Below are 18,538 nucleotides of genomic sequence, written 5' to 3' on the forward strand. Positions count from 1 at the left end.
AACGTCGCGTAAAGCCGGCTCTCAGCTTGGGGCCACGAGTGCATTATCGGTGCGCTTGCCGTGCAGGCCGAACGAGGTGGACTCGCTGCGCGATTGAGGAAAACACGTTCGGCGCTTCCCGCGGGGCTATCGTCTGGGTGTAGGATCGCGCCGGCTTGGCAACTGTCCGTCACGATTCGGACGTGAGTGAGCGAGAGGAGCGGCGTTGGTTCGGTTCGAGAATGTCGGGTTGCGGTACGGGATGGGGCCGGAGGTGCTGAAGGATATCAACTTCAGCATTGCGCCGCGCTCGTTCCAGTATCTGACCGGGCCGTCTGGAGCCGGCAAGACCACGCTGATCCGGCTGGTCCTGATGGCGCTCAAGCCGACGCGCGGCCTGGTCAATTTGTTTGGCCAGGACGTTTCGCGCCTCGAAGCCAACACGCTCACCGATTTTCGTCGACGCATGGGTGTCGTCTTTCAGGATTTCCGGCTGCTCGACCATCTGACGGTCTATGAGAATGTCGCTTTGCCGCTGCGCGTCATCGGCAAGGAGGAGGCGAGCTATCGCGCCGAGGTCGTCGAGCTGCTGCGCTGGGTCGGGCTCGGCGAGCGCATGCATGCGGTGCCCGCCGTCCTCTCCGGCGGCGAGAAGCAGCGCGCCGCGATCGCGCGCGCCCTGATCAGCCGGCCGCAACTGCTGCTCGCGGACGAACCGACCGGCAATGTCGATCCCGGTCTTGGCCGGCGGCTGCTCCGGCTTTTCATGGAGTTGCAGTCGCTGGGCACTGCCGTGGTGATCGCGACCCACGACATCGCCCTGATGGAGCTCTACGACGCACCGCGCCTCGTGCTGGCGGATGGGCATCTGCATGTCGATGCCTGAGCCTCTCGATATGGACGATGCGGAGGAGGAGCGGCCGCGCGCCGGTCAGCGGCTGCCGGCCAGCCTGCGCCGCGACCAGCCCTTGGTGCCGGTCGATTCGGTCGCGGGGCGCGCGCTCGTCGTCGTCATCGCCATCCTGACCTTCCTCGCGGCTCTGAGTGCAGGAGCAGCGTTGCTTGCCGCTCGCGCCTCGGAGCAATGGCGCGGTGCGGTTGCCAACGAGATGACGATCCAGGTCCGGCCCGATCCACGCCGGAACATCGAGCAGGACATTGCGCGCGCGGTCGAACTCGCCCGAGCCGTGCCGAGCGTCGCCGAAGCGCGGCCGATGCCACGCGCCGAATCGGACAAGCTGCTGGAGCCCTGGCTCGGTGCGGGGCTCGATCTCGTCGAATTGCCGGTGCCGCGGCTGATCGTGCTTCGGCTTTCCTCGGCCGTCGCCAACGATCTCGTCACGTTCGGCCAGGCGCTCCGGCGCGAAGTGCCGAGCGCGACGCTCGACGACCACCGGCTCTGGGTACGCCGCCTCTCGACCATGGCGAGCACCATCATCCTAGCCGGCGTCGCGGTGGTGCTGCTCGTGCTGGTGGCGGCCGGACTCGCCGTCGCCTTCGCCACGCGCGGCGCCATGGCGGGCAGCCGCGATTCGGTCGAGGTGCTGCATTTCGTCGGCGCGACCGACGAGTTCATCGCCCGCGAGTTCCAGACACGCTTCGTCGCGCTGGGGCTGCGTGGCGGCGCAGCCGGTGGATTGGCGGCGATCCTGGCGATCGCGCTGCTCGGTCTTTTGTCCTCGGCCTGGAGCGCGACGCCGGAAGCCGATCAGTTGCAGGCCCTGTTCGGAGCCTTCGAGATCGGCTGGTCGGGCTATGCGGCCGTCGTGCTCGTCGCGGCGGTGGTCGCAGCGATTGCGGGACTCGTCTCGCGCCTGACGGTGCGGCATTATCTGCGGGCAATGAGCTGACTCGCTGCGCGGCGGAGTTGTGAGAGTGCCGTCATTGTGCCCGATTGGGCGGTTAGTTCCTGAACGTCATGGTGCTGCTTGGAACCCGGCAAGGCCATCTTCCCCATGTTGAGGACAGCCCGGCTGCCCTGCGACCGATGACGACGCACGTCTCTCCGCGGCGCCGCTTCCTTCGTCGTTTCCTGTTCTGGTCGTGCTTCGCCGGCGGTCTTGGCCTGGCCGTCGGCTACGTCAGGTTTGCCACCGCCCTGTCGGTGACAGAAGCCGGCTCGCCGCCCAGGACGGATGCGATCGTCGTCGTGACCGGTGGAGCGCAGCGGATCGGTGACGCCATCAGCCTGCTCAATGCCGATCGCGGGCGACGCCTGCTGATCAGCGGCGTCAACGAGAAGACAGGGCGCGACGAACTGGCCAAGCTCAATCCGACAGCACGTGAGGCGCTCGCCTGCTGTGTCGATCTCGATTATCGCGCCCGCAACACGATCGGTAACGCGATCGAGGCGCGGCGCTGGGTCCGGCGTCACGATTTCCGTTCGCTGCTGGTGGTGACCTCGAACTACCACATGCCGCGCACGCTGCTCGAACTCGAGCATGCGATGCCCGGCGTGCGCTTCGTGCCGCATCCGGTGGTGACCGATCAGGTCGACGTCGCCGGCTGGTGGCGCGACTGGCACGCGATCCGCCTGCTGGTGCCGGAATACCTGAAATATCTCGTCGCCGGCGTGCGCAGCAAGCTCGAGACGGATCCCGAGACCTCGCGTCTTTCCGTGATCATCGGTGGGCGGAAGCCCGTGTCGCCGAAGCCTGGCGACCAGATCGGCCCCGAGCACGACAAGCGTTCGCGGGCGGCGTCGCCGGCACGCGGGGCCTGACCCGATGCAAGAGGGCTCTTGACGCATTCGGGCTGTCGGGGTTCTTGCGGACCATGCTGCTGATCCGCTCGCTCCTGTTCAACGTCGCCTTCTATCTGAACCTCGCATTCTGGCTGCTCGCGGCCATGGTGACGATGGTGTTGCCGCGGCGCTTCCTGCTGAAGATCGCGGTGAGCTGGGGACGGACCTCGCTCTGGCTGATGCGGGTGATCGTCGGCACGCGTTGCGAGATCGTTGGAACTGAGAACATTCCGCCGGGCGGCATCATCATGGCGGCCAAGCACCAGTCGACCTGGGAAACCTTCGCGCTGGTGACGGTGTTCCGCAATCCCGTCTACATCCTCAAGCGCGAGCTGACCTGGCTGCCCTTCTTCGGCTGGTGCCTGATCAAATTGAGGATGATCCCGGTCGACCGCGGGGCGCGCAGCCGCGCCCTGCAGGAGGTGACGCGGCGCGCCAAGATCGAGCTCGGTGAGAACGGCCGGCAGCTGATGATCTTTCCCGAGGGCACGCGCCGCCCCGCTGGTGCCGAGCCGGCCTATAAATATGGTGTCACCCATCTCTACACCGAGCTCGGCCTGCCCTGCGTGCCCGTCGCGCTCAATGCCGGGCTGTTCTGGCCACGCCGCAGCCTGATCAAGCGGCCCGGCACAATCCGCGTCGAGATACTGCCGGCGATTCCGCCCGGCATGAAAAAGATGGCGTTCCACGCGCTGCTGCAGGAGCAGATCGAGACGGCGAGCAACCGGCTTCTGGCAGACGGCCTTGCCGAACTCGAGCGGCTTGGCGTGCCTCCTCCTGTCAGTATACGGCAGGAGCCTCAGCCCCGCGCCTGATCGGCCTTGACAAAGGTCGGGAGTGTTCCGATTTTGTTCTAGAACAAAGGAGGAACAATATGGCTGCTCTCGCCCGAGCCCGGTTCCCATTCGACCGCAACCGGTCGATCGACAAGATGCCGCGCCAGCTCAACCTGCTGGAGGCCCTGCAACCCGCCAAGGTGGAGCGCACCGTTTCGCCATTCGGCGACGATGAGGTCGTGCCGGGGCAGGTGCGGGAGATGCCGTTGCGCGCTACCGCCCATCTGGCCGAGCGTCGCTTCACCGCCTGGCGCGGCCGCTCGGGCCGGCGCTATGTCGCTTCGGTCTTCGCCGTCCAGGACGGGCATGCCCTCGGCTTCAGCGACGTGGTGCTGCTGGCGGTCTCGCCCGATCGCAAGATCGTCGCTGCGCGCGACAGTGGGCCGTTCGGCATCGATGCGGCGCTGACGCGCTGGCGCGATGCTGTCGCCATGGCCGGTGCCAGCGAGATCCATGTCCATCTGCTCGCCGAGGACAGTGCCAGCCGCCGCGCCGCGCTCTGCGATCTGATGCCGGAGGTCTAAGCTTTCAGGTCGGCGCCGTCTGGTGCGTCTTGTCGAGCTCGGCCACGAGGTGGGCGAGCAGCGGGTCATGGATGCCCATCTCGTGAAGATGCTCGTGGGTGCGCCGGACATAGTCCGGGTTCTCGCCCGAGACGCCCTTGCCCTGACGCACCAGCGCGAGCACCGCCGCCTCCGGCAGGCGCCCGGCATATTGCTCATGCGCACGGTCGGCGATGTAGGTGACGGCATGGAGGCGCCGGCCATCGTCGAGCCGTAAAGCAAGCCGGCGTTCGAGATAGACCGCGGTCGCCTGCTCGCGGGCGCGCAGATAGTCGATCGTCTCTTCGGCCTGTTCGGCGGGAACGCGGAAGGCGACACCGCGGCAGATGCCGCCCCGATCGAGACCGAGCACCAGCCCCGGCACTTCCGGCGTGCCGCGATGGACATGCGAATAGATGCAGAGCGCGCGATGATAGCCATGCAGGCGCGCGCCGGCGCGCTCGACGAAGGGGAAGCCCGGGCGCCAGATCAGCGAGCCGTAGCCGAACACCCAGAGATCTTCCGGCGGAAGCGGCGCCGTCATCCCGTCCCTCACAATTTAGCCTGCTTGCCTCGCCACAGAGGGCGTTCGCGATCCGTTGCTGGCGACCACCGCCAACGCTGGCGCGTTGCGGCCCCGGTCGCTATCAATCTGCCGAGATTTTCGCAATGGAGCCTCTGCGCATGTCCGATACCACGCGCGTGCGCCGGCACAGCCGCTTCTGGCTCTACGCGCCTTTCGTGCTGCTGGCGCTGCTCGCTGCCGGCTGGTCGGGCATATGGGGCTTCGCGCGCAGCAAGGTCGACCAGGAGCTCGATGCCGGCATCGCTCGCGAGGCCCGCGCCGGACGCAACTGGACGTGCCGCGAGCGCGATGTCGGCGGCTATCCTTTCCGCATCGAAGTGCGCTGCGCCAGCCTGACGCTGACCTCCTCGCGCTGGGGCGACGAGGTCAAGGTCGATGCCGGCCAGGCGGTCGCGGTCGCGCAGGTCTGGACCCCCGGTCACATCATCCTGCAGATGACCGGGCCGATGCTGGCCAACCTGCCGCAAGGGCGCAAGGCCACCCTCGATTGGAAGGGGCTCGCGGCCAGCCTGCATCTCAGCGGGCTCGCCTTCGAGCGCTTTTCGCTGATGCTGGGCGAGCCGGTGCTGACCGTCACCGAACCCGGACAGGCCGCCTCCGAGACCTGGCGGGCGACTGTCACTGAGATACATCTGCGGCCCAATCCGCAACGCTTCGCCAGTGAGGGTACGGTCGATCTCGCCGTCAACGCCAAGGGTGGCGTGCTGCCGGCGCTGGAAGTGCTGATCGGCAACGGCCAGCTCGCCGATCTCGACCTGCAGGCCAGCCTGTCGCGGGCTCCTGCCTTCCGACGCGGCTTCAATCCCGATGCGCTCGAAGCCTGGCGCACCTCCGGTGGTGGGCTCGACGTGACCAAGCTCGTGCTGACAAAGGGGCCGGCGCGGCTCGAGGCCAGCGGCCTGGTTGCGCTCGACGAGGCCCATCGGCCGGCTGGCAAGGTCTCGGCCGCAGTCGCCGGCGTCGATCGCATCGCTGGCATCAAGGTCGGTGGCCTGGCGGCAGGCCTCGGCGCCCTGTTCGGTGGACGTGGCGGGGATGGCATGCAAGGCAATACGGCGGCAGGGCTTTCGCCGCTGCCGCCGCTGGTCCTGCGCGAGGGCAGGGTCTTCCTCGGGCCGCTCAGGCTGCCCTTGCAGCCGCTGCTGCCGCTCTACTGATCAGGCCGCGGGCAGGGCGGCCCGCGGCGCCTCGATCCTCACCAGCGCCTTCTTGACCGCATCCTGCACCTTCTCGAAGGCGCGGACCTCGATCTGGCGGACACGCTCGCGCGAGACGCCGAACTCCTCGGAGAGCTCCTCCAGGGTGATCGGATCTTCGGCGAGGCGGCGGGCCTCGAAGATGCGGCGCTCGCGATCGTTCAGTACGCCCAGCGCCTCACGCAGGGCAAGATGGCGGTTGTCGCTCTCTTCGGAGTCGGCGAGCCGGCGCTCCTGGCTTTCGCTGTCGTCGACCAGCCAGTCCTGCCATTCGCCTTCGCCGTCCTCGCGCAGTGGCGTGTTGAGCGAGGCATCGCCGCCGAGGCGGCGGTTCATATCGATCACGTCCTGCTCGTTGACGCCGAGCTTGGTCGCGATGGTCTTGACCTGATCCGGCTTGAGATCGCCCTCGCCCAGCGCCGAGATCTTGCTCTTGGCCTTGCGCAGGTTGAAGAACAGCTTCTTCTGGTTGGCGGTGGTGCCCATCTTCACCAGCGACCAGGAGCGCAGGATGTACTCCTGGATCGAGGCTTTGATCCACCACATCGCATAGGTTGCGAGCCTGAAGCCCTTGTCGGGCTCGAAGCGCTTGACCGCCTGCATCAGGCCGACATTGCCTTCCGACACGACCTCGCCCATCGGCAGCCCGTAGCCGCGATAGCCCATGGCGATCTTGGCGACAAGGCGCAGATGCGAGGTCACGAGCCTATGGGCCGCGTCGCGGTCGCCACGCTCGCGCCAGCTCTTGGCCAGCATGAATTCCTCGTTCGGTTCCAGCATTGGGAACCGACGGATCTCGTCCAGGTAACGTGAAAGTCCGCCCTCTGCGGACATGACGGGCAACGACGCAATCGCCATGCTCGTTCTCCTTTTCCGGCCCCCGCTCTGCGGCGAGCCAACCACCCGATGTTCCATCGGGCAGGATCATCCGATGTGCTGCCTAGGCGACGACTCCCGTCCAGTTGCCTGCTGCACACCCTAAGCGGCGCCCCTTTAGCCATCCGCTTTCGCAGCGCAGTATAGACGATGCGAGGGTGGCGGAAAGTGGGCAGCGCAGCAAAAATCCGTCACAGGATCGAGAGCTCGGCTTGCAAACGTGCAAAGTCCGCCGGCGGTTCCGACTCGAAGCGCAATTCCTCGCGAGTGACCGGATGTTCGAAACCGAGCAGGCGTGCATGCAGCGCCTGACGGCCGAGATCGGCGAGCGCGGCCTGGGCTTGCTCGGGCAAACGGCTCGCCTTGGTCATGAAGCCGGAGCCGTAGAGCTGGTCGCCGAGCAGCGGATGGCCGATATGGCTCATATGGACGCGGATCTGGTGAGTGCGGCCGGTCTCGAGCTGGCACTCGACCAGGCTTGCCAGCGCCTCGACCTCTTCATGACCGCGCAATAAGGGCGGGTAGCGCTCGATCAGCTCGATATGGGTGATCGCCTCGCGGCCACGGCCTTCGCCGACCACCATCATCTTTTCGCGATTGCGGTTGGAACGCTCGATCGGAGCATTGATCGTGGCGGTCTGCCGGCGTGGCGACCCCCAGACCACAGCGAGATAGGCCCGTTCCAGAGGTCCGGTGCGGCCATGGTCGGCGAATTGCTTGGCGAGGCCGCGATGGGCCTTGTCGTTCTTGGCGACGACGAGCAGGCCGCTGGTGTCCTTGTCGAGCCGGTGGACGATGCCCGGCCGGCGCACGCCGCCGATGCCGGAGAGGCTCTCGCCACAATGGGCGATCAGAGCGTTGACCAGCGTGCCATCCTCATGGCCGCCGGCGGGATGGACGACGAGCCCGGCCGGCTTGTCGATGACGATCAGGTGCTCGTCCTCGAAGACGACGGTGAGCGGGATGTCCTGACCGATCGGCGCGGCGGGCTTGGCCTCGGGCATGACGAGGGAGAGGCGCTGGCCGGCGACGACCTTGCGGCTGCCATCGACGACGACAGCGCCGTCGACGCTGACGCCGCCCTCCTTGATCACCTGCTGTAGGCGGGCGCGCGAAACCTCGCCGCCAAGCAGGGCGAGCGCCTTGTCGAGGCGCAGGCCGGCTTGCTCGGGCTCGATGACGAGTTCGGTTGCAGGGAGCTGTGAGGTGGTGATCTCGGACGTGGTCATGCGCCGTCTATAGGCGGGCGGACAAAAAACCGCACGCGAAGATGCGAGAGATCATGCGTCATGCTCGGGCTTGACCCGAGCATCTCAGGCCGCGAGAGGCTCCGATCGGAGCCTTCTCGTCACGAGATTCTCGGGTCTACGCTTCGCTCCGCCCGAGAATGACGTGCCGGTGGCGTCAGCTGAAAATCCGAAAACGACCCTTGGTCTCGCCCGGCGCCTGCTGCTCCGGGCCGGGATCGTCGGGGGCGTGCGGGACCGGGAAGATGACCGGAGCAGGCTTGGCCTGCTGGGACGCCGGCTTCGTCGTCACCGGTGCAATCTCGACGACAGGCTCGGCCGGGGGCGGAGCCGGCGCGACAGGCGGTTCCGCTTTGGTCTCAGCCTTGGGCTCCGGCTTCGCCTCAGCCTTCGGCTGCTCGATCGTCGCGGGCGGAGCAAGTCCGGCTGGGGCCGGCACGGTCACTGCCTCCGCGATCTCTGCCTTGCCTTCCAGCAATGGCGCCGAGGGCTCGTCGAGATCGGCGAGGACATCGTCGTTGAGATGGGCGCCCTGGCTGCCGAGCGTCGCCGGCGGCACGGTCCAGACGAAGGCATCGAGCCGGCCAGAGATTGGCGAGACCGGCAACCATTGATCGGAAACGAGCCCGTCGGCGACCCAGGCAGCGTCGCGCGGGGCGCGGGTGGCGCGCCCCAGCCATTCGCGGACGCGCCCGGTGGCGCCGTGCTCGGCCTCTTCCAGTTCGGCCATCAGCAGGCAGGCGCGGACCGAGGCGCCGCCGGCGAGCAGCGGCTTCAACGTGGAACGGGCGCGGGCGAAATCCTGGGCATGGATAGCTGCGCCGGCGAGCGCCAAAACGCCCTCAGGATCGGCCGGACGCAGCTTCGTCAGCGTCTCGGCGCGGGCAAGGCGATCGCGGGCGCTGTCGCCGGGGCGGACGTCGAGATAGGCGCTGGCGACGTCGGGATGCGAGACCTGCTTCCAGGCCGCTTCCAGCAATCGTGCCGCCTTCTTGATGTCGCCGCGTTCCGACAGCATCCGGCCGGCCAGGGCGGCGGCGGGTGTCAGCCCGGGCGCGAGCTTGACCGCTTCGAGCGCGGCAGCGAGGGCCTTTTCGGGCTCGCGATCCTTGGCGTCGAGCGCCTCGGCTGCGAGCAGGACGGCGCGCTGGCGCTTGGCCTCGCCCTTGTCGGCGAGGCGCAGCGCGGCCCGGCGCTCGACCGCGGTACGAGCCGCCTGCCAGTCGCCCGCGGCGGTATGGAAATCGAGCAGGGCGTCATTGGCCCAGGCGAGCGAGGGCGAGCGGCGCACCGCATCGTCGGCGAAGGCGCGGGCCGCGGTCATGTCGCCGCGCCGGCGCGCCTCGACAAAGAGTCCCCGCAGGCCGAGCACGCGGGTTTCCGGCTTGTCGAGCATCGCCTTGAAGGCGGTCTCGGCCTGGCCGCGATCGCCGGAGAGCTGGGCCGACTGCGCTTCGAGCAGCAATGTCAGCGGCTCATTGGCTACGAATTTGCGGGCATCGACGGCATGGCGTCCGGCGGCGATGGGATCGCCCGCGCCGATCGCGACCATGCCGCGCGAGATCGCCTCGAAGCCGCGTGCCCGGCGCCGTGCTCGCGACGCAAAGCCGAAGGCGGAGGGTAGCCCGAAGACGAAGCGCGTGATCGCCCAGGCGACCAAAGTGAGGAAGGCGAGCACGACGACGCCGATCGCCGCGATCGCGACGCTGGTCTCGATCCTGTAGCCCTGCCAGAGGACCGAGACCTCGCCCGGACGGTCGGCGAGCCAGACGGCGCCGATGGCGACGAGCGCGATGACGAAGAGATAGACCAGTACGCGAACCATCGGGATCTATCCTTATCAGCCTGCCGTACCCAACGCCGCGACCGCATCCTGCGCAATGCGGTTGATCGTCGATTCCGCGATCGCCCGCAGCCTCAACGCCAGGCCGAAAGCTTCGCTGCCGCGCCGTGCCGGCTCGGGCAATTGCGTCCAGAGTTCAGCCGCCTTGACGACCTCGTTCTGGGTGAGCGCCGCTTCCAGCCGGATCGGCAGGGTCGCGGGATCGGTCGAGCCGGATTCGCCGACCGGGCGGATGGTGACGATGCGGCTCGCCAGCCCGAGCAGCTTGTCTTCCCAGCTGTTCGCGGCCGGCGCGGTCTCGCGCACGAAAAGGGCGCGATGGCTCCTGAACTGCGCCAGCAGCTGATCGCGGGTCGCGGCGCCGGTACCGGCCACCGCACTCAGCGCCGCGCGCTGTTCAGCTGGGATGTCTCCGAGGGCCGTCAGATCGGGCTGGAAGGGCCGGCCGGAGCCGATCGCGTCGCGGATGCGCTCGGCGAGGACGACACGCGCCGCGGCGAGCGCCTGCCGACTGGGCTGGGCAGCGCTCTTGGCGGCCGCTTCGACGCCAGTGAGGCGCTGGCCCAGCGTTGCGGCTGCGTCGCGGGCGGCGGTCGCGGTGCTGTCGGCGCGGTCGAGCTTCTCGTTCAGCCCGGCGGCAATCGTTGCACCGGCGGCCGGCGCAGCCTTGGCAAGCTCGGCGAGGCGGGCGGCATTGGCCTGTGCTTCGCTGCCCGCCTTGGCGGCGCTCTCGGCCGCAGCCACGGCCTTGCGGTCGACGGCATCGAGCGCAGCGCGATTGGGCAAAGCGGCGCTCTGCGCCTGCAAGGTCTCGACGCGCTTGGCGAGCTCGGCCAGTTGCGCACCGTCATCGGGGCCAGAGAGGCGCAGACCCAGCAGCACCAGGCCGGCGCCGATCACGCCGCCGGCGAGGCCGGCGAGCGCGACGGTCGGCAGGTTGTAGCGGCGCTGATGCTCGGGCACCGGGGGCGGCGTGAATTCCTGGGCGAGCGCTTCGGTCGGCAGCACCGCTTCGGCTTGCGTCTCGGTGTGCTCGGCCTCGGCCGCGCTTGTTGCCGAAGCGGTAGCCTCGGCAGATGAGGTCTCGACGGTTTCGGTGGCCGCAAGCTCGATGGTCGGCGGTGTCCTGCCGGAGCGATTGCGGCGCTTGCTCGCCGGGCCCTGGTCGCTGCTCGGCTCTGCCGTCATGCCGCTTTCGTCCACTTTGTCGTCTGCCGCTGCTGGCTCCTTAGCATCGCCGGTCAACAGAGTGCGAGCGGGAAGCTGGTCGAGTGCGGCAAAGAGCGCGGCTTCCTCGGGATGCTCGGCGACGAGCACGGTATCGGAGCCAGCCGCGATCAAGGGCGCGGCGACCTCGATGGAGAGAGCGAGCTGGGGCAGCGCCTGCGCCTGCTCGGCCAGCCCGGCCTTGCCGGCGAGGTCGAGGAAGATTTGGGCGCTGCGCGGCGAATAATGCAGGGCGGCGTCGGCCGAGCCGTTGCGCAGGGCCTCGGCGGCCGGGGCGGGCAGGGCATCGACCGCTTTGGCCTCATAGGCCGTCCAGACAGTCACCTCGTGGCCGGCGTCGCGCAATTGCTGCGGCAGGTCCTCGTGGCGGTCGCGGCCGGCGACGAAGAGGAGCTTCTGTCCCTTCGGCAGGCGCTCGAGGATCAGCGCCAATAGCTCGGCGCGCCCGCCTTGGGCGCTGTGGGTGGTGAAACCGAGCTTGCCGACGGTGTCTGCCGTGCGCGTGCCAACGCAGAAGGCCGGCAGCGTGCCACGCCAGGTCTTCGGCAGGGTCTCGACTGCCGGCACGGCATTGGCGCTGGTCAGGACGAGGGCGTCGAACGGCCCCTTCGGCGGCTTCTCGTTGCTCGGCACAATCTGGAACAGCGGCGCGACCACCGGATCCTGGCCGCGCTCGCGCAAGGCTTGCGCGCTGCGCTCGGCATCCTGCTGCGGTCTGAACACCAAAACGCGCATATCGCCTCCTCGTGCGGGCTTCGCTCAGGCCGGATCGTAGATGCCGGCAGGGGCGCGGGCGCGCAATTCGCGCCCGAGATCGGCTCCCAGTTGCGCGGCCTCCGTGACGGAACCAAGGCGTTCGCCCTCGGCGCTCGCCTTACCGTCGGGCGAAAGCAGAAGGCCACGCAGATGTAGGCGGTCGCCGTCGACGGTGGCGTGGCCGGCGATCGGTGTGCGGCAGGAGCCGTCGAGCTCGGTCAGGTAGGCACGCTCGGCGGCGAGGGCATGGCCGGTGTCGCGGCAGATGATGGGGGCGAGCGCCGCAGCTGCAGCTACGTTGCCGGCACGAATCACCACGGCGATGGCGCCCTGGCCGACCGCGGGAAGGCATTCATCGAGCGAGAGGATGCCGCTTGCCCTGTCGGCGAGGCCGAGGCGACGCAAGCCGGCGAGGGCGAGCAGGGTGGCGTCGATCTCGCCGCTCGCGACCTTATCCAGCCGCCTTCCGACATTGCCGCGCAGCAGCGTCACCTCGAGATCGGGCCGCGCCCGCTTGAGGATCGCCTGACGGCGCAGCGAGGCCGAGCCGACGATCGCACCTTGCGGCAGGTCGGCGAGCCGGGAAATGCCGCGCGCGATAAGCGCGTCGCGGACATCCTCGCGCGGCAGATAACCGGCGATGACGAGGCCATCGGGCAGGGCGGTCGGCAGGTCCTTGGCGGAATGGACGGCGAAATCGATGGTGCCGGCGAGCTGGGCGGCGTCGATTTCCTTGGTGAATAGCCCCTTGCCGCCAGCCTCCGACAGTGCCCGGTTCTGGATCGCGTCGCCGGTGGTGCGGATCACGTCGAGCGGCAATTCGGCGCTGTCCCAGCCATGGGCGGCGCCGAGCCGGCGGGCGAGTTCATGCGCCTGCGCCAGAGCGAGAGGGCTGCCACGCGTGCCGAGGATGAAGCGGCCTGCGAGCCGGCTTTCACGTGGCGGGGTCGGCATATCGGTCATTCGCTGCGAGGTCTCCGCTTTCGCGCCATTAACTGGCGCTGGCCATTGGCCTTCGCCTTCATGCAGCACTATACGGAGGAAATCCCCGCGCGAAACCGCGCACCTCGGCGGTAGCCCGGCCATCAGGGCCGATGTCCGCCCAACGTCACGATGAGCATGCGAGTTCTGGGCATAGAGACGACCTGCGACGAGACGGCCGCCGCGATCGTCTCGGTCGAACGCTCCGGCGAAGCGAAGATCCTGTCGAACGAGATCCTCAGCCAGATCGCGGCGCATGCCGCCTATGGCGGCGTCGTGCCCGAGATCGCGGCGCGCGCGCATGTCGAGGCGATCGACCGGATCGTGATGCGCGCCTTCGAGACTGCCGGCATGAAGCCCTCCGAGATCGACGGCGTTGCTGCGGCTGCGGGGCCGGGGCTGATCGGCGGCGTCATGGTCGGCCTGACCACCGCCAAGGCGATTGCGCTGGTGACCGGGCGGCCCTTCATCGCGATCAACCATCTCGAAGGCCATGCGCTGACGGCGCGGCTGACCGACGACATCGCTTTTCCCTATCTGCTGCTGCTGGTTTCGGGCGGTCATACGCAGTTGCTCGCCGTGCGCGGCGTCGGCGATTACCTCCGGCTCGGCACCACCATCGACGATGCGGTCGGCGAGGCCTTCGACAAGATCGCCAAGATGCTCGGCCTGCCCTATCCGGGCGGCCCCTCGGTCGAGCGCGAGGCTCGGAGCGGCGATCCCGAGCGCTTCGAATTCCCGCGGCCGATGAGCGGGCGGCCCAAACCGGATTTCTCGCTCTCCGGCCTTAAGACGGCGGTGCGGCTGGTCGCAGAACGGATTGCGCCCCTGTCGGACCGCGACGTCGCCGATCTCTGCGCCTCCTTCCAGGCGGCGGTCGTCGATGTGTTGGTCGACCGGACGCGGGCGGGCCTGCGCGCCTGCCGTGAGGCCGGGGTCAAGCCGACCTCCCTGGTCGTGGCCGGCGGCGTCGCCGCCAACCAGCAGATCCGCAATGGGCTCGTGCGGCTCGCGACCGAGGCTGGACTGCCGATGGTCGCGCCGCCGATGGCGCTTTGCGGCGACAATGGCGCGATGATCGCCTGGGCCGGGCTGGAGCGCCTGCGGCTCGGCCTGGTCGACGATATGACCGCAGTGGCGCGCCCGCGCTGGCCGCTCGACGAATTGCGGGCGAAGGCGTGAGCGGAAAAGCCCGTTACCAGACGATCGGCGTCGCCGGCGCCGGCGCCTTCGGCACGGCACTGGCGCTTGCAGCCGCGCGGGCCGGACGCCGCGTGCTGCTCTGGGCCCGCGATGCGGAGACCGTGGCGAGCCTGCGCGATAAGCGCGAGGCGCCGCGATTGCCGGGTGCAAGACTGCCTGACGCGATCGAACCGATGGCCGAGATCGCGGCGCTGGCACAGGCCGAGGCGCTGATCCTGGCCGTGCCGACGCAGGCGCTGCGTGCGGCTTCCGAGCTACTCGCCCCGGCGCTGCGCGAAGGGCTGCCTGTGATCTCGGCCGCCAAAGGCATCGAGCAGGGCACCGGCCGCTTCACCACGCAGATCATCGCCGAGGCGCTGCCTCAGGCGGTTCCTGCGGTGCTGTCCGGGCCGAGCTTCGCTGCCGATATCGCGCGCGGCCTGCCGACGGCGCTGACACTCGCCTGTGCGGACGCCGCGCTGGCGAAGGGGCTGGCCGAGGCGCTGAATTCATCCACGCTGCGCATCTATCACAGCAACGATCCGCGCGGCGTCGAGATCGGCGGTGCCGCCAAGAACGTGCTCGCCATCGCCGCCGGCATCGCGATCGGCCTCGGCCTCGGCGAGAGCGCCCGTGCTGCGCTGGTGGCGCGCGGCTTTTCGGAACTGCGCCGCTTTGGCGAAGCCCATGGCGCCCAGGCCGAGACGTTGATGGGGCTTTCGGGACTGGGCGACGTCGTGCTCTCCTGCGCCACGGCGCAGTCGCGCAATTTCGCCTATGGCCAGGCACTGGGGCAGGGCAGATCGCCGACCGAAGCCGCCGGTGGCAAGCTCGCCGAAGGCGCCTTCACCGCCTCCGTGCTGGTCCAGATGGCGCGGGCGCAGGAGATCGACATGCCGATCGCGGAAGCGGTCGCGAGCGTCATCGCCGGCACCGTCGGCGTACGCGAGGCGGTGGCCGACTTGCTGGCGCGGCCGGTGCGGGCGGAGAATTGAGCGGAGAGGCATGCATGGCGAATGACTGGTCCGATCTGACGAAGCGCGTCGCGCGCGGCATCGCCGAAGTCCGCAAGACGACTGGGGCCGAGTTGGTGAGCGAGAGCCAACCGGTGCCGCTTGCCGGGCGCATCGCCGGACGCGTGATCGAGCTGCGCCGGCGGCGGGCCGAGGACACGCATCGTTTCGTGCTGATCCTGCCCTTCGGCGAGGGCGAGACCCGGATCGAGCTCTCGCCCCAGGATTATGCCGCGCTGACGCGCGAGATGGTCAGGTTCTGGAACGAGAACGGCGAGGCGGCGTCGCGGCCGCCGGTGCCTTTGAAGGAAGAGGATGAGGGTTGATGGCGCACTGGTTGATCAAATCGGAACCTTCGGTCTTTTCCTGGGACGACCAGGTCAAGGCCGGGGCGAAGGGCACGCATTGGGACGGGGTGAAGAACCACACCGCCAAGCTCAATCTGATGGCGATGAAGAAGGGCGACCAGGTCTTCTTCTACCACTCCAATGAGGGGCTCGAGGTCGTCGGTATCGTCGAGGTCATCAAGGAGCACTATCCTTGGACCGAGGCCGGCCCGCCCTGGGTGCTGGTCGATTTCAAGGCGGTGAAGCCGCTGCCGAAGCCGGTCTCGCTCGCCGCGGTCAAGGCCGAGCCGAAGCTCGCCAAGATGGCGCTCGTCACCTCCTTCCGCCTCTCGGTGCAGCCGGTGACGGACGAGGAGTGGGCGCTGGTCTGCAAGATGGGCGGGCTCTGAGCGTTCCATCCTCGCCGAAAGTCGCAGCAACGAAAGTGCGAGCCCGCTGCGGCTTGCCGGCTGAGGTTCGCGCCGTATGATGCGGCGAAATTTAAGAAGCCGATGGGATGTCGGGCTGACGCTGCGCGCCAGCCGTGCTGATCGGTCCCGACGACGGCCCAAGTCTGGGGAGACGCCTGAAATGACCGAGATGATCTACGATGTGCCGGCTTCCTGGGCCAAGAAGGCATGGTTGAACGACGCCAAGTACAAGAAGATGTACGCGGCCTCGATCAAGGATCCGGACAAGTTCTGGGCGGAGCAGGGCAAGCGGATCGACTGGTTCAAGCCCTACAGCAAAGTCCGCAACGTCAGCTACAAGCCGGGCAAGGTCTCGATCAAATGGTTCGAGGACGGCACCACCAATGTCGCCTTCAACTGCATCGACCGGCACCTTGCGACGCGGGCCAAGCAGACGGCGATCATCTGGGAGGGCGATGATCCCAGCGAGTCGAAGAAGATCAGCTACGGCCAGCTCTATACCGAGGTCTGCAAGTTCGCGAACGTCCTGAAAGCCAAGGGCGTCAAGAAGGGCGACCGGGTCACGATCTACCTGCCGATGATCCCCGAGGCGGCCTACGCCATGCTGGCCTGCGCCCGCATCGGCGCGATGCATTCGGTGGTGTTCGGCGGCTTCTCGCCGGATTCGCTCGCCAGCCGCATCGAGGATTCCGATTCAAAGATCGTGATCACCGCCGATGAGGGCCTGCGCGGCGGCCGCGCCGTGCCGCTCAAGAAGAATGTCGACGCCGCCGACGACAAGGTGAAGGGCGGTATCGCCACGGTGATCGTGGTCAAGCGCACAGGTGGCAACGTCACCATGAAGGACGGCCGCGACGTCTGGTACCATGACGAGGCCGCCAAGGTCTCGGGCCATTGCCCACCGGTCGAGGTCAAGGCGGAGGACCCGCTGTTCCTGCTCTACACCTCGGGTTCGACCGGCAAGCCGAAGGGCGTTCTGCATACGACCGGCGGCTACCTCGTCTACACCGCGATGACGCATCAATACGTCTTCGATTACCATGACGGCGATATCTACTGGTGCACCGCCGATGTCGGCTGGGTCACCGGTCACAGCTACATCCTCTACGGGCCGCTCGCCAATGGCGCGACGACGCTGATGTTCGAGGGCATCCCGACCTATCCGACGATCTCGCGCTTCTGGGAGGTCATCGACAAGCACAAGGTCAACATTTTCTACACCGCCCCGACCGCGATCCGCTCGCTGATGGGCGCCGGCGAGGAGCCGGTGAAGAAGACCAAGCGCAAGTCGCTGCGCCTGCTCGGCTCGGTCGGCGAGCCGATCAATCCGGAAGCCTGGGAATGGTATCACCGCGTCGTCGGCGAGCGCCGCTGCCCGATCGTCGACACCTGGTGGCAGACCGAGACCGGCGGCATCCTGATCTCGCCGCTGCCGGGCGCGACCAAGCTGAAGCCTGGCTCGGCGACGCGGCCTTTCTTCGGGATCAAGCCCGAGCTGGTCGACACCGAAGGCAAGGTGCTGGAGGGCGCGGCCGAGGGCAATCTCGTCATCGCCGAGAGCTGGCCCGGTCAGATGCGCACGGTCTATGGCGACCATAAGCGCTTCGAGGAGACCTATTTCGCGACCTATCCGAACAAGTACTTCACCGGCGACGGCTGCCGTCGCGATGCCGATGGCTATTACTGGATCACCGGCCGCGTCGACGACGTGATCAACGTTTCCGGCCACCGGATGGGCACGGCCGAGGTCGAATCGGCGCTGGTCGCGCACCCGCAGGTCTCGGAAGCCGCGGTCGTCGGCTATCCGCACGACATCAAGGGGCAGGGCATCTACGCCTATGTCACGCTGATGGCGGGCGAGAAGCCCTCGGCCGACCTGAAGAAGGAGCTGGTCTCTTACGTCCGCAACGAGATCGGCCCGATCGCCTCGCCCGACCTGATCCAGTTCGCGCCCGGCCTGCCCAAGACCCGCTCCGGCAAGATCATGCGCCGTATCCTGCGCAAGATCGCCGAGGACGAGTTCGGCGCGCTCGGCGACACCTCGACGCTGGCCGACCCGGCTGTCGTCGACGACCTGATTGCCAACCGGCAGAACAAGCGCAAGGCGGGGTGAGGTCGGGAAGGACGGCTGTGACGTCATGCTCGGGCTTGTCCCGAGCATCCACGTCTTGAACACCGCTTCTCACCAAGGAAAACGTGGATGGTCGCCACAAGGGCGACCATGACGGAGGGGGCTCAGGCGTCCTTCTTGCCGGGCTTGCGCCGCGCCGACTTGACCTTGCGCCCATACAGCTCCAGCCGGTGGCGGACGATCTCGTAGCCGAGCTCGGCTGCGATCTTGGCCTGGAGCGCCTCGATCTCCGGCGAGGAGAATTCGACGACCTGGCCGGTCTCGACATCGATCAGATGATCATGGTGCTGCTGGTCGGCGTGCTCGTAGCGCGAGACACCGTCTTCGAAGGCGTGGCGTTCGATCGCGCCTTGCGTCTCCAGCAGCTTCATCGTGCGGTAGACGGTCGAAAGCGACAGCGTCGGGTCGTGCACGAAGGCGCGCGTGAAGATGCCCTTCGCATCGGGATGGTCGTTGGCTTCGGCCAGGACCCGCAGGATCAGCCGGCGCTGCTGCGTCATGCGCAGCCCCGCCTTGCGGAGCTGGAGCTCGAATGCCGCCACGCGCTGGTCGATTCCCTTCATGCGCGAGAGGTAGCAACCCTGAGAGGCATTTGCAAAAATGCTTTATCGCAATTCGTTTGCAACTGCGTTGACAGATGCAA

Annotated in this window: 18 protein-coding genes; 11 read left to right on the plus strand and 7 right to left on the minus strand. The window is 67.8% G+C overall.

The features are described 5' to 3' along the window. The first annotated feature begins 205 nt into the window (after positions 1-205). The 5 genes from ftsE (at position 206) to ACSQ3M_RS20480 (ending at position 4,082) form a co-directional block, all read left to right on the plus strand. Positions 206-865: a cell division ATP-binding protein FtsE gene (ftsE, locus tag ACSQ3M_RS20460; RefSeq protein WP_436151906.1), complete on the plus strand. Its 660-nt coding sequence runs from the start codon at positions 206-208 to the stop codon at positions 863-865. Next, a complete protein-coding gene (locus ACSQ3M_RS20465) occupies positions 852-1,829 on the plus strand; it encodes a cell division protein FtsX (RefSeq protein WP_436151907.1) in 978 nt (325 codons plus the stop codon). Before ftsE ends, ACSQ3M_RS20465 begins: the two co-directional genes overlap by 14 nt. A gap of 137 nt (positions 1,830-1,966) precedes the next feature. Then, entirely contained in the window at positions 1,967-2,701 is a 735-nt protein-coding gene (locus tag ACSQ3M_RS20470; RefSeq protein ID WP_436151908.1) for a YdcF family protein, read from the plus strand. Between the two features lie 53 nt (positions 2,702-2,754). Continuing rightward, positions 2,755-3,537 carry a lysophospholipid acyltransferase family protein gene (locus tag ACSQ3M_RS20475; RefSeq protein WP_436151909.1) on the plus strand — a complete coding sequence of 261 codons (783 nt, stop codon included), beginning with the start codon at positions 2,755-2,757 and terminating at the stop codon, positions 3,535-3,537. A gap of 59 nt (positions 3,538-3,596) precedes the next feature. Further along, entirely contained in the window at positions 3,597-4,082 is a 486-nt protein-coding gene (locus ACSQ3M_RS20480; RefSeq protein WP_436151910.1) for a hypothetical protein, read from the plus strand. Positions 4,083-4,086: 4 nt separating this feature from the next. On the opposite strand, the gene ACSQ3M_RS20485 is transcribed toward ACSQ3M_RS20480, so the two are convergent. Beyond that, on the minus strand, positions 4,087-4,644 hold the full coding sequence (locus tag ACSQ3M_RS20485) for a gamma-glutamylcyclotransferase (protein WP_436151911.1): 558 nt from the start codon (positions 4,642-4,644) through the stop codon (positions 4,087-4,089). A 140-nt stretch (positions 4,645-4,784) separates the two neighbouring features. Between ACSQ3M_RS20485 and ACSQ3M_RS20490 the strand changes: the two genes are divergently transcribed. Then, complete coding sequence (locus ACSQ3M_RS20490; RefSeq protein ID WP_436151912.1) at positions 4,785-5,843, plus strand: DUF2125 domain-containing protein; 1,059 nt, start codon at positions 4,785-4,787, stop codon at positions 5,841-5,843. On the opposite strand, the gene rpoH is transcribed toward ACSQ3M_RS20490, so the two are convergent. The 5 genes from rpoH to hemC form a co-directional block, all read right to left on the minus strand. Continuing rightward, a complete protein-coding gene (gene rpoH, locus ACSQ3M_RS20495) occupies positions 5,844-6,740 on the minus strand; it encodes an RNA polymerase sigma factor RpoH (protein ID WP_436151913.1) in 897 nt (298 codons plus the stop codon). A gap of 209 nt (positions 6,741-6,949) precedes the next feature. Then, complete coding sequence (locus ACSQ3M_RS20500; RefSeq protein WP_436151914.1) at positions 6,950-7,987, minus strand: RluA family pseudouridine synthase; 1,038 nt, start codon at positions 7,985-7,987, stop codon at positions 6,950-6,952. A 175-nt stretch (positions 7,988-8,162) separates the two neighbouring features. Then, the gene (locus ACSQ3M_RS20505; protein ID WP_436151915.1) at positions 8,163-9,830 is read right to left on the minus strand and encodes a heme biosynthesis protein HemY; all 1,668 of its coding nucleotides are present in this window, start codon (positions 9,828-9,830) and stop codon (positions 8,163-8,165) included. A gap of 15 nt (positions 9,831-9,845) precedes the next feature. Continuing rightward, the gene (locus ACSQ3M_RS20510) at positions 9,846-11,810 is read right to left on the minus strand and encodes a uroporphyrinogen-III synthase (RefSeq protein ID WP_436151916.1); all 1,965 of its coding nucleotides are present in this window, start codon (positions 11,808-11,810) and stop codon (positions 9,846-9,848) included. Positions 11,811-11,834: 24 nt separating this feature from the next. Then, a complete protein-coding gene (hemC, locus tag ACSQ3M_RS20515; RefSeq protein WP_436151917.1) occupies positions 11,835-12,794 on the minus strand; it encodes a hydroxymethylbilane synthase in 960 nt (319 codons plus the stop codon). 156 nt (positions 12,795-12,950) lie between these two features. Here hemC and tsaD point away from each other — a divergent pair, with 156 nt between their 5' ends. From tsaD to acs, 5 genes are all read left to right on the plus strand, one after another. Then, positions 12,951-13,994 carry a tRNA (adenosine(37)-N6)-threonylcarbamoyltransferase complex transferase subunit TsaD gene (gene tsaD / locus ACSQ3M_RS20520; RefSeq protein WP_436151950.1) on the plus strand — a complete coding sequence of 348 codons (1,044 nt, stop codon included), beginning with the start codon at positions 12,951-12,953 and terminating at the stop codon, positions 13,992-13,994. Then, positions 13,991-14,989 (plus strand): NAD(P)H-dependent glycerol-3-phosphate dehydrogenase, encoded by a 999-nt coding sequence (locus ACSQ3M_RS20525; protein WP_436151918.1) that lies wholly within the window; start codon positions 13,991-13,993, stop codon positions 14,987-14,989. The genes tsaD and ACSQ3M_RS20525 overlap by 4 nt, the downstream gene beginning before the upstream one ends. A 14-nt stretch (positions 14,990-15,003) precedes the next feature. Next, entirely contained in the window at positions 15,004-15,333 is a 330-nt protein-coding gene (locus ACSQ3M_RS20530; RefSeq protein ID WP_436151919.1) for a hypothetical protein, read from the plus strand. Continuing rightward, complete coding sequence (locus tag ACSQ3M_RS20535; RefSeq protein WP_436151920.1) at positions 15,333-15,743, plus strand: EVE domain-containing protein; 411 nt, start codon at positions 15,333-15,335, stop codon at positions 15,741-15,743. Before ACSQ3M_RS20530 ends, ACSQ3M_RS20535 begins: the two co-directional genes overlap by 1 nt. Positions 15,744-15,924: 181 nt before the next feature. Further along, a complete protein-coding gene (gene acs / locus ACSQ3M_RS20540) occupies positions 15,925-17,877 on the plus strand; it encodes an acetate--CoA ligase (RefSeq protein ID WP_436151921.1) in 1,953 nt (650 codons plus the stop codon). A 122-nt stretch (positions 17,878-17,999) separates the two neighbouring features. Here the strand turns inward: acs and ACSQ3M_RS20545 are convergent, their stop codons facing one another. Next, positions 18,000-18,458 (minus strand): Fur family transcriptional regulator, encoded by a 459-nt coding sequence (locus ACSQ3M_RS20545; protein WP_436151922.1) that lies wholly within the window; start codon positions 18,456-18,458, stop codon positions 18,000-18,002. Between the last annotated feature and the right edge of the window lie 80 nt (positions 18,459-18,538).

Source organism: Allobosea sp. LjRoot90 (genome assembly GCF_964254315.1).
GTDB lineage: Bacteria > Pseudomonadota > Alphaproteobacteria > Rhizobiales > Beijerinckiaceae > Allobosea.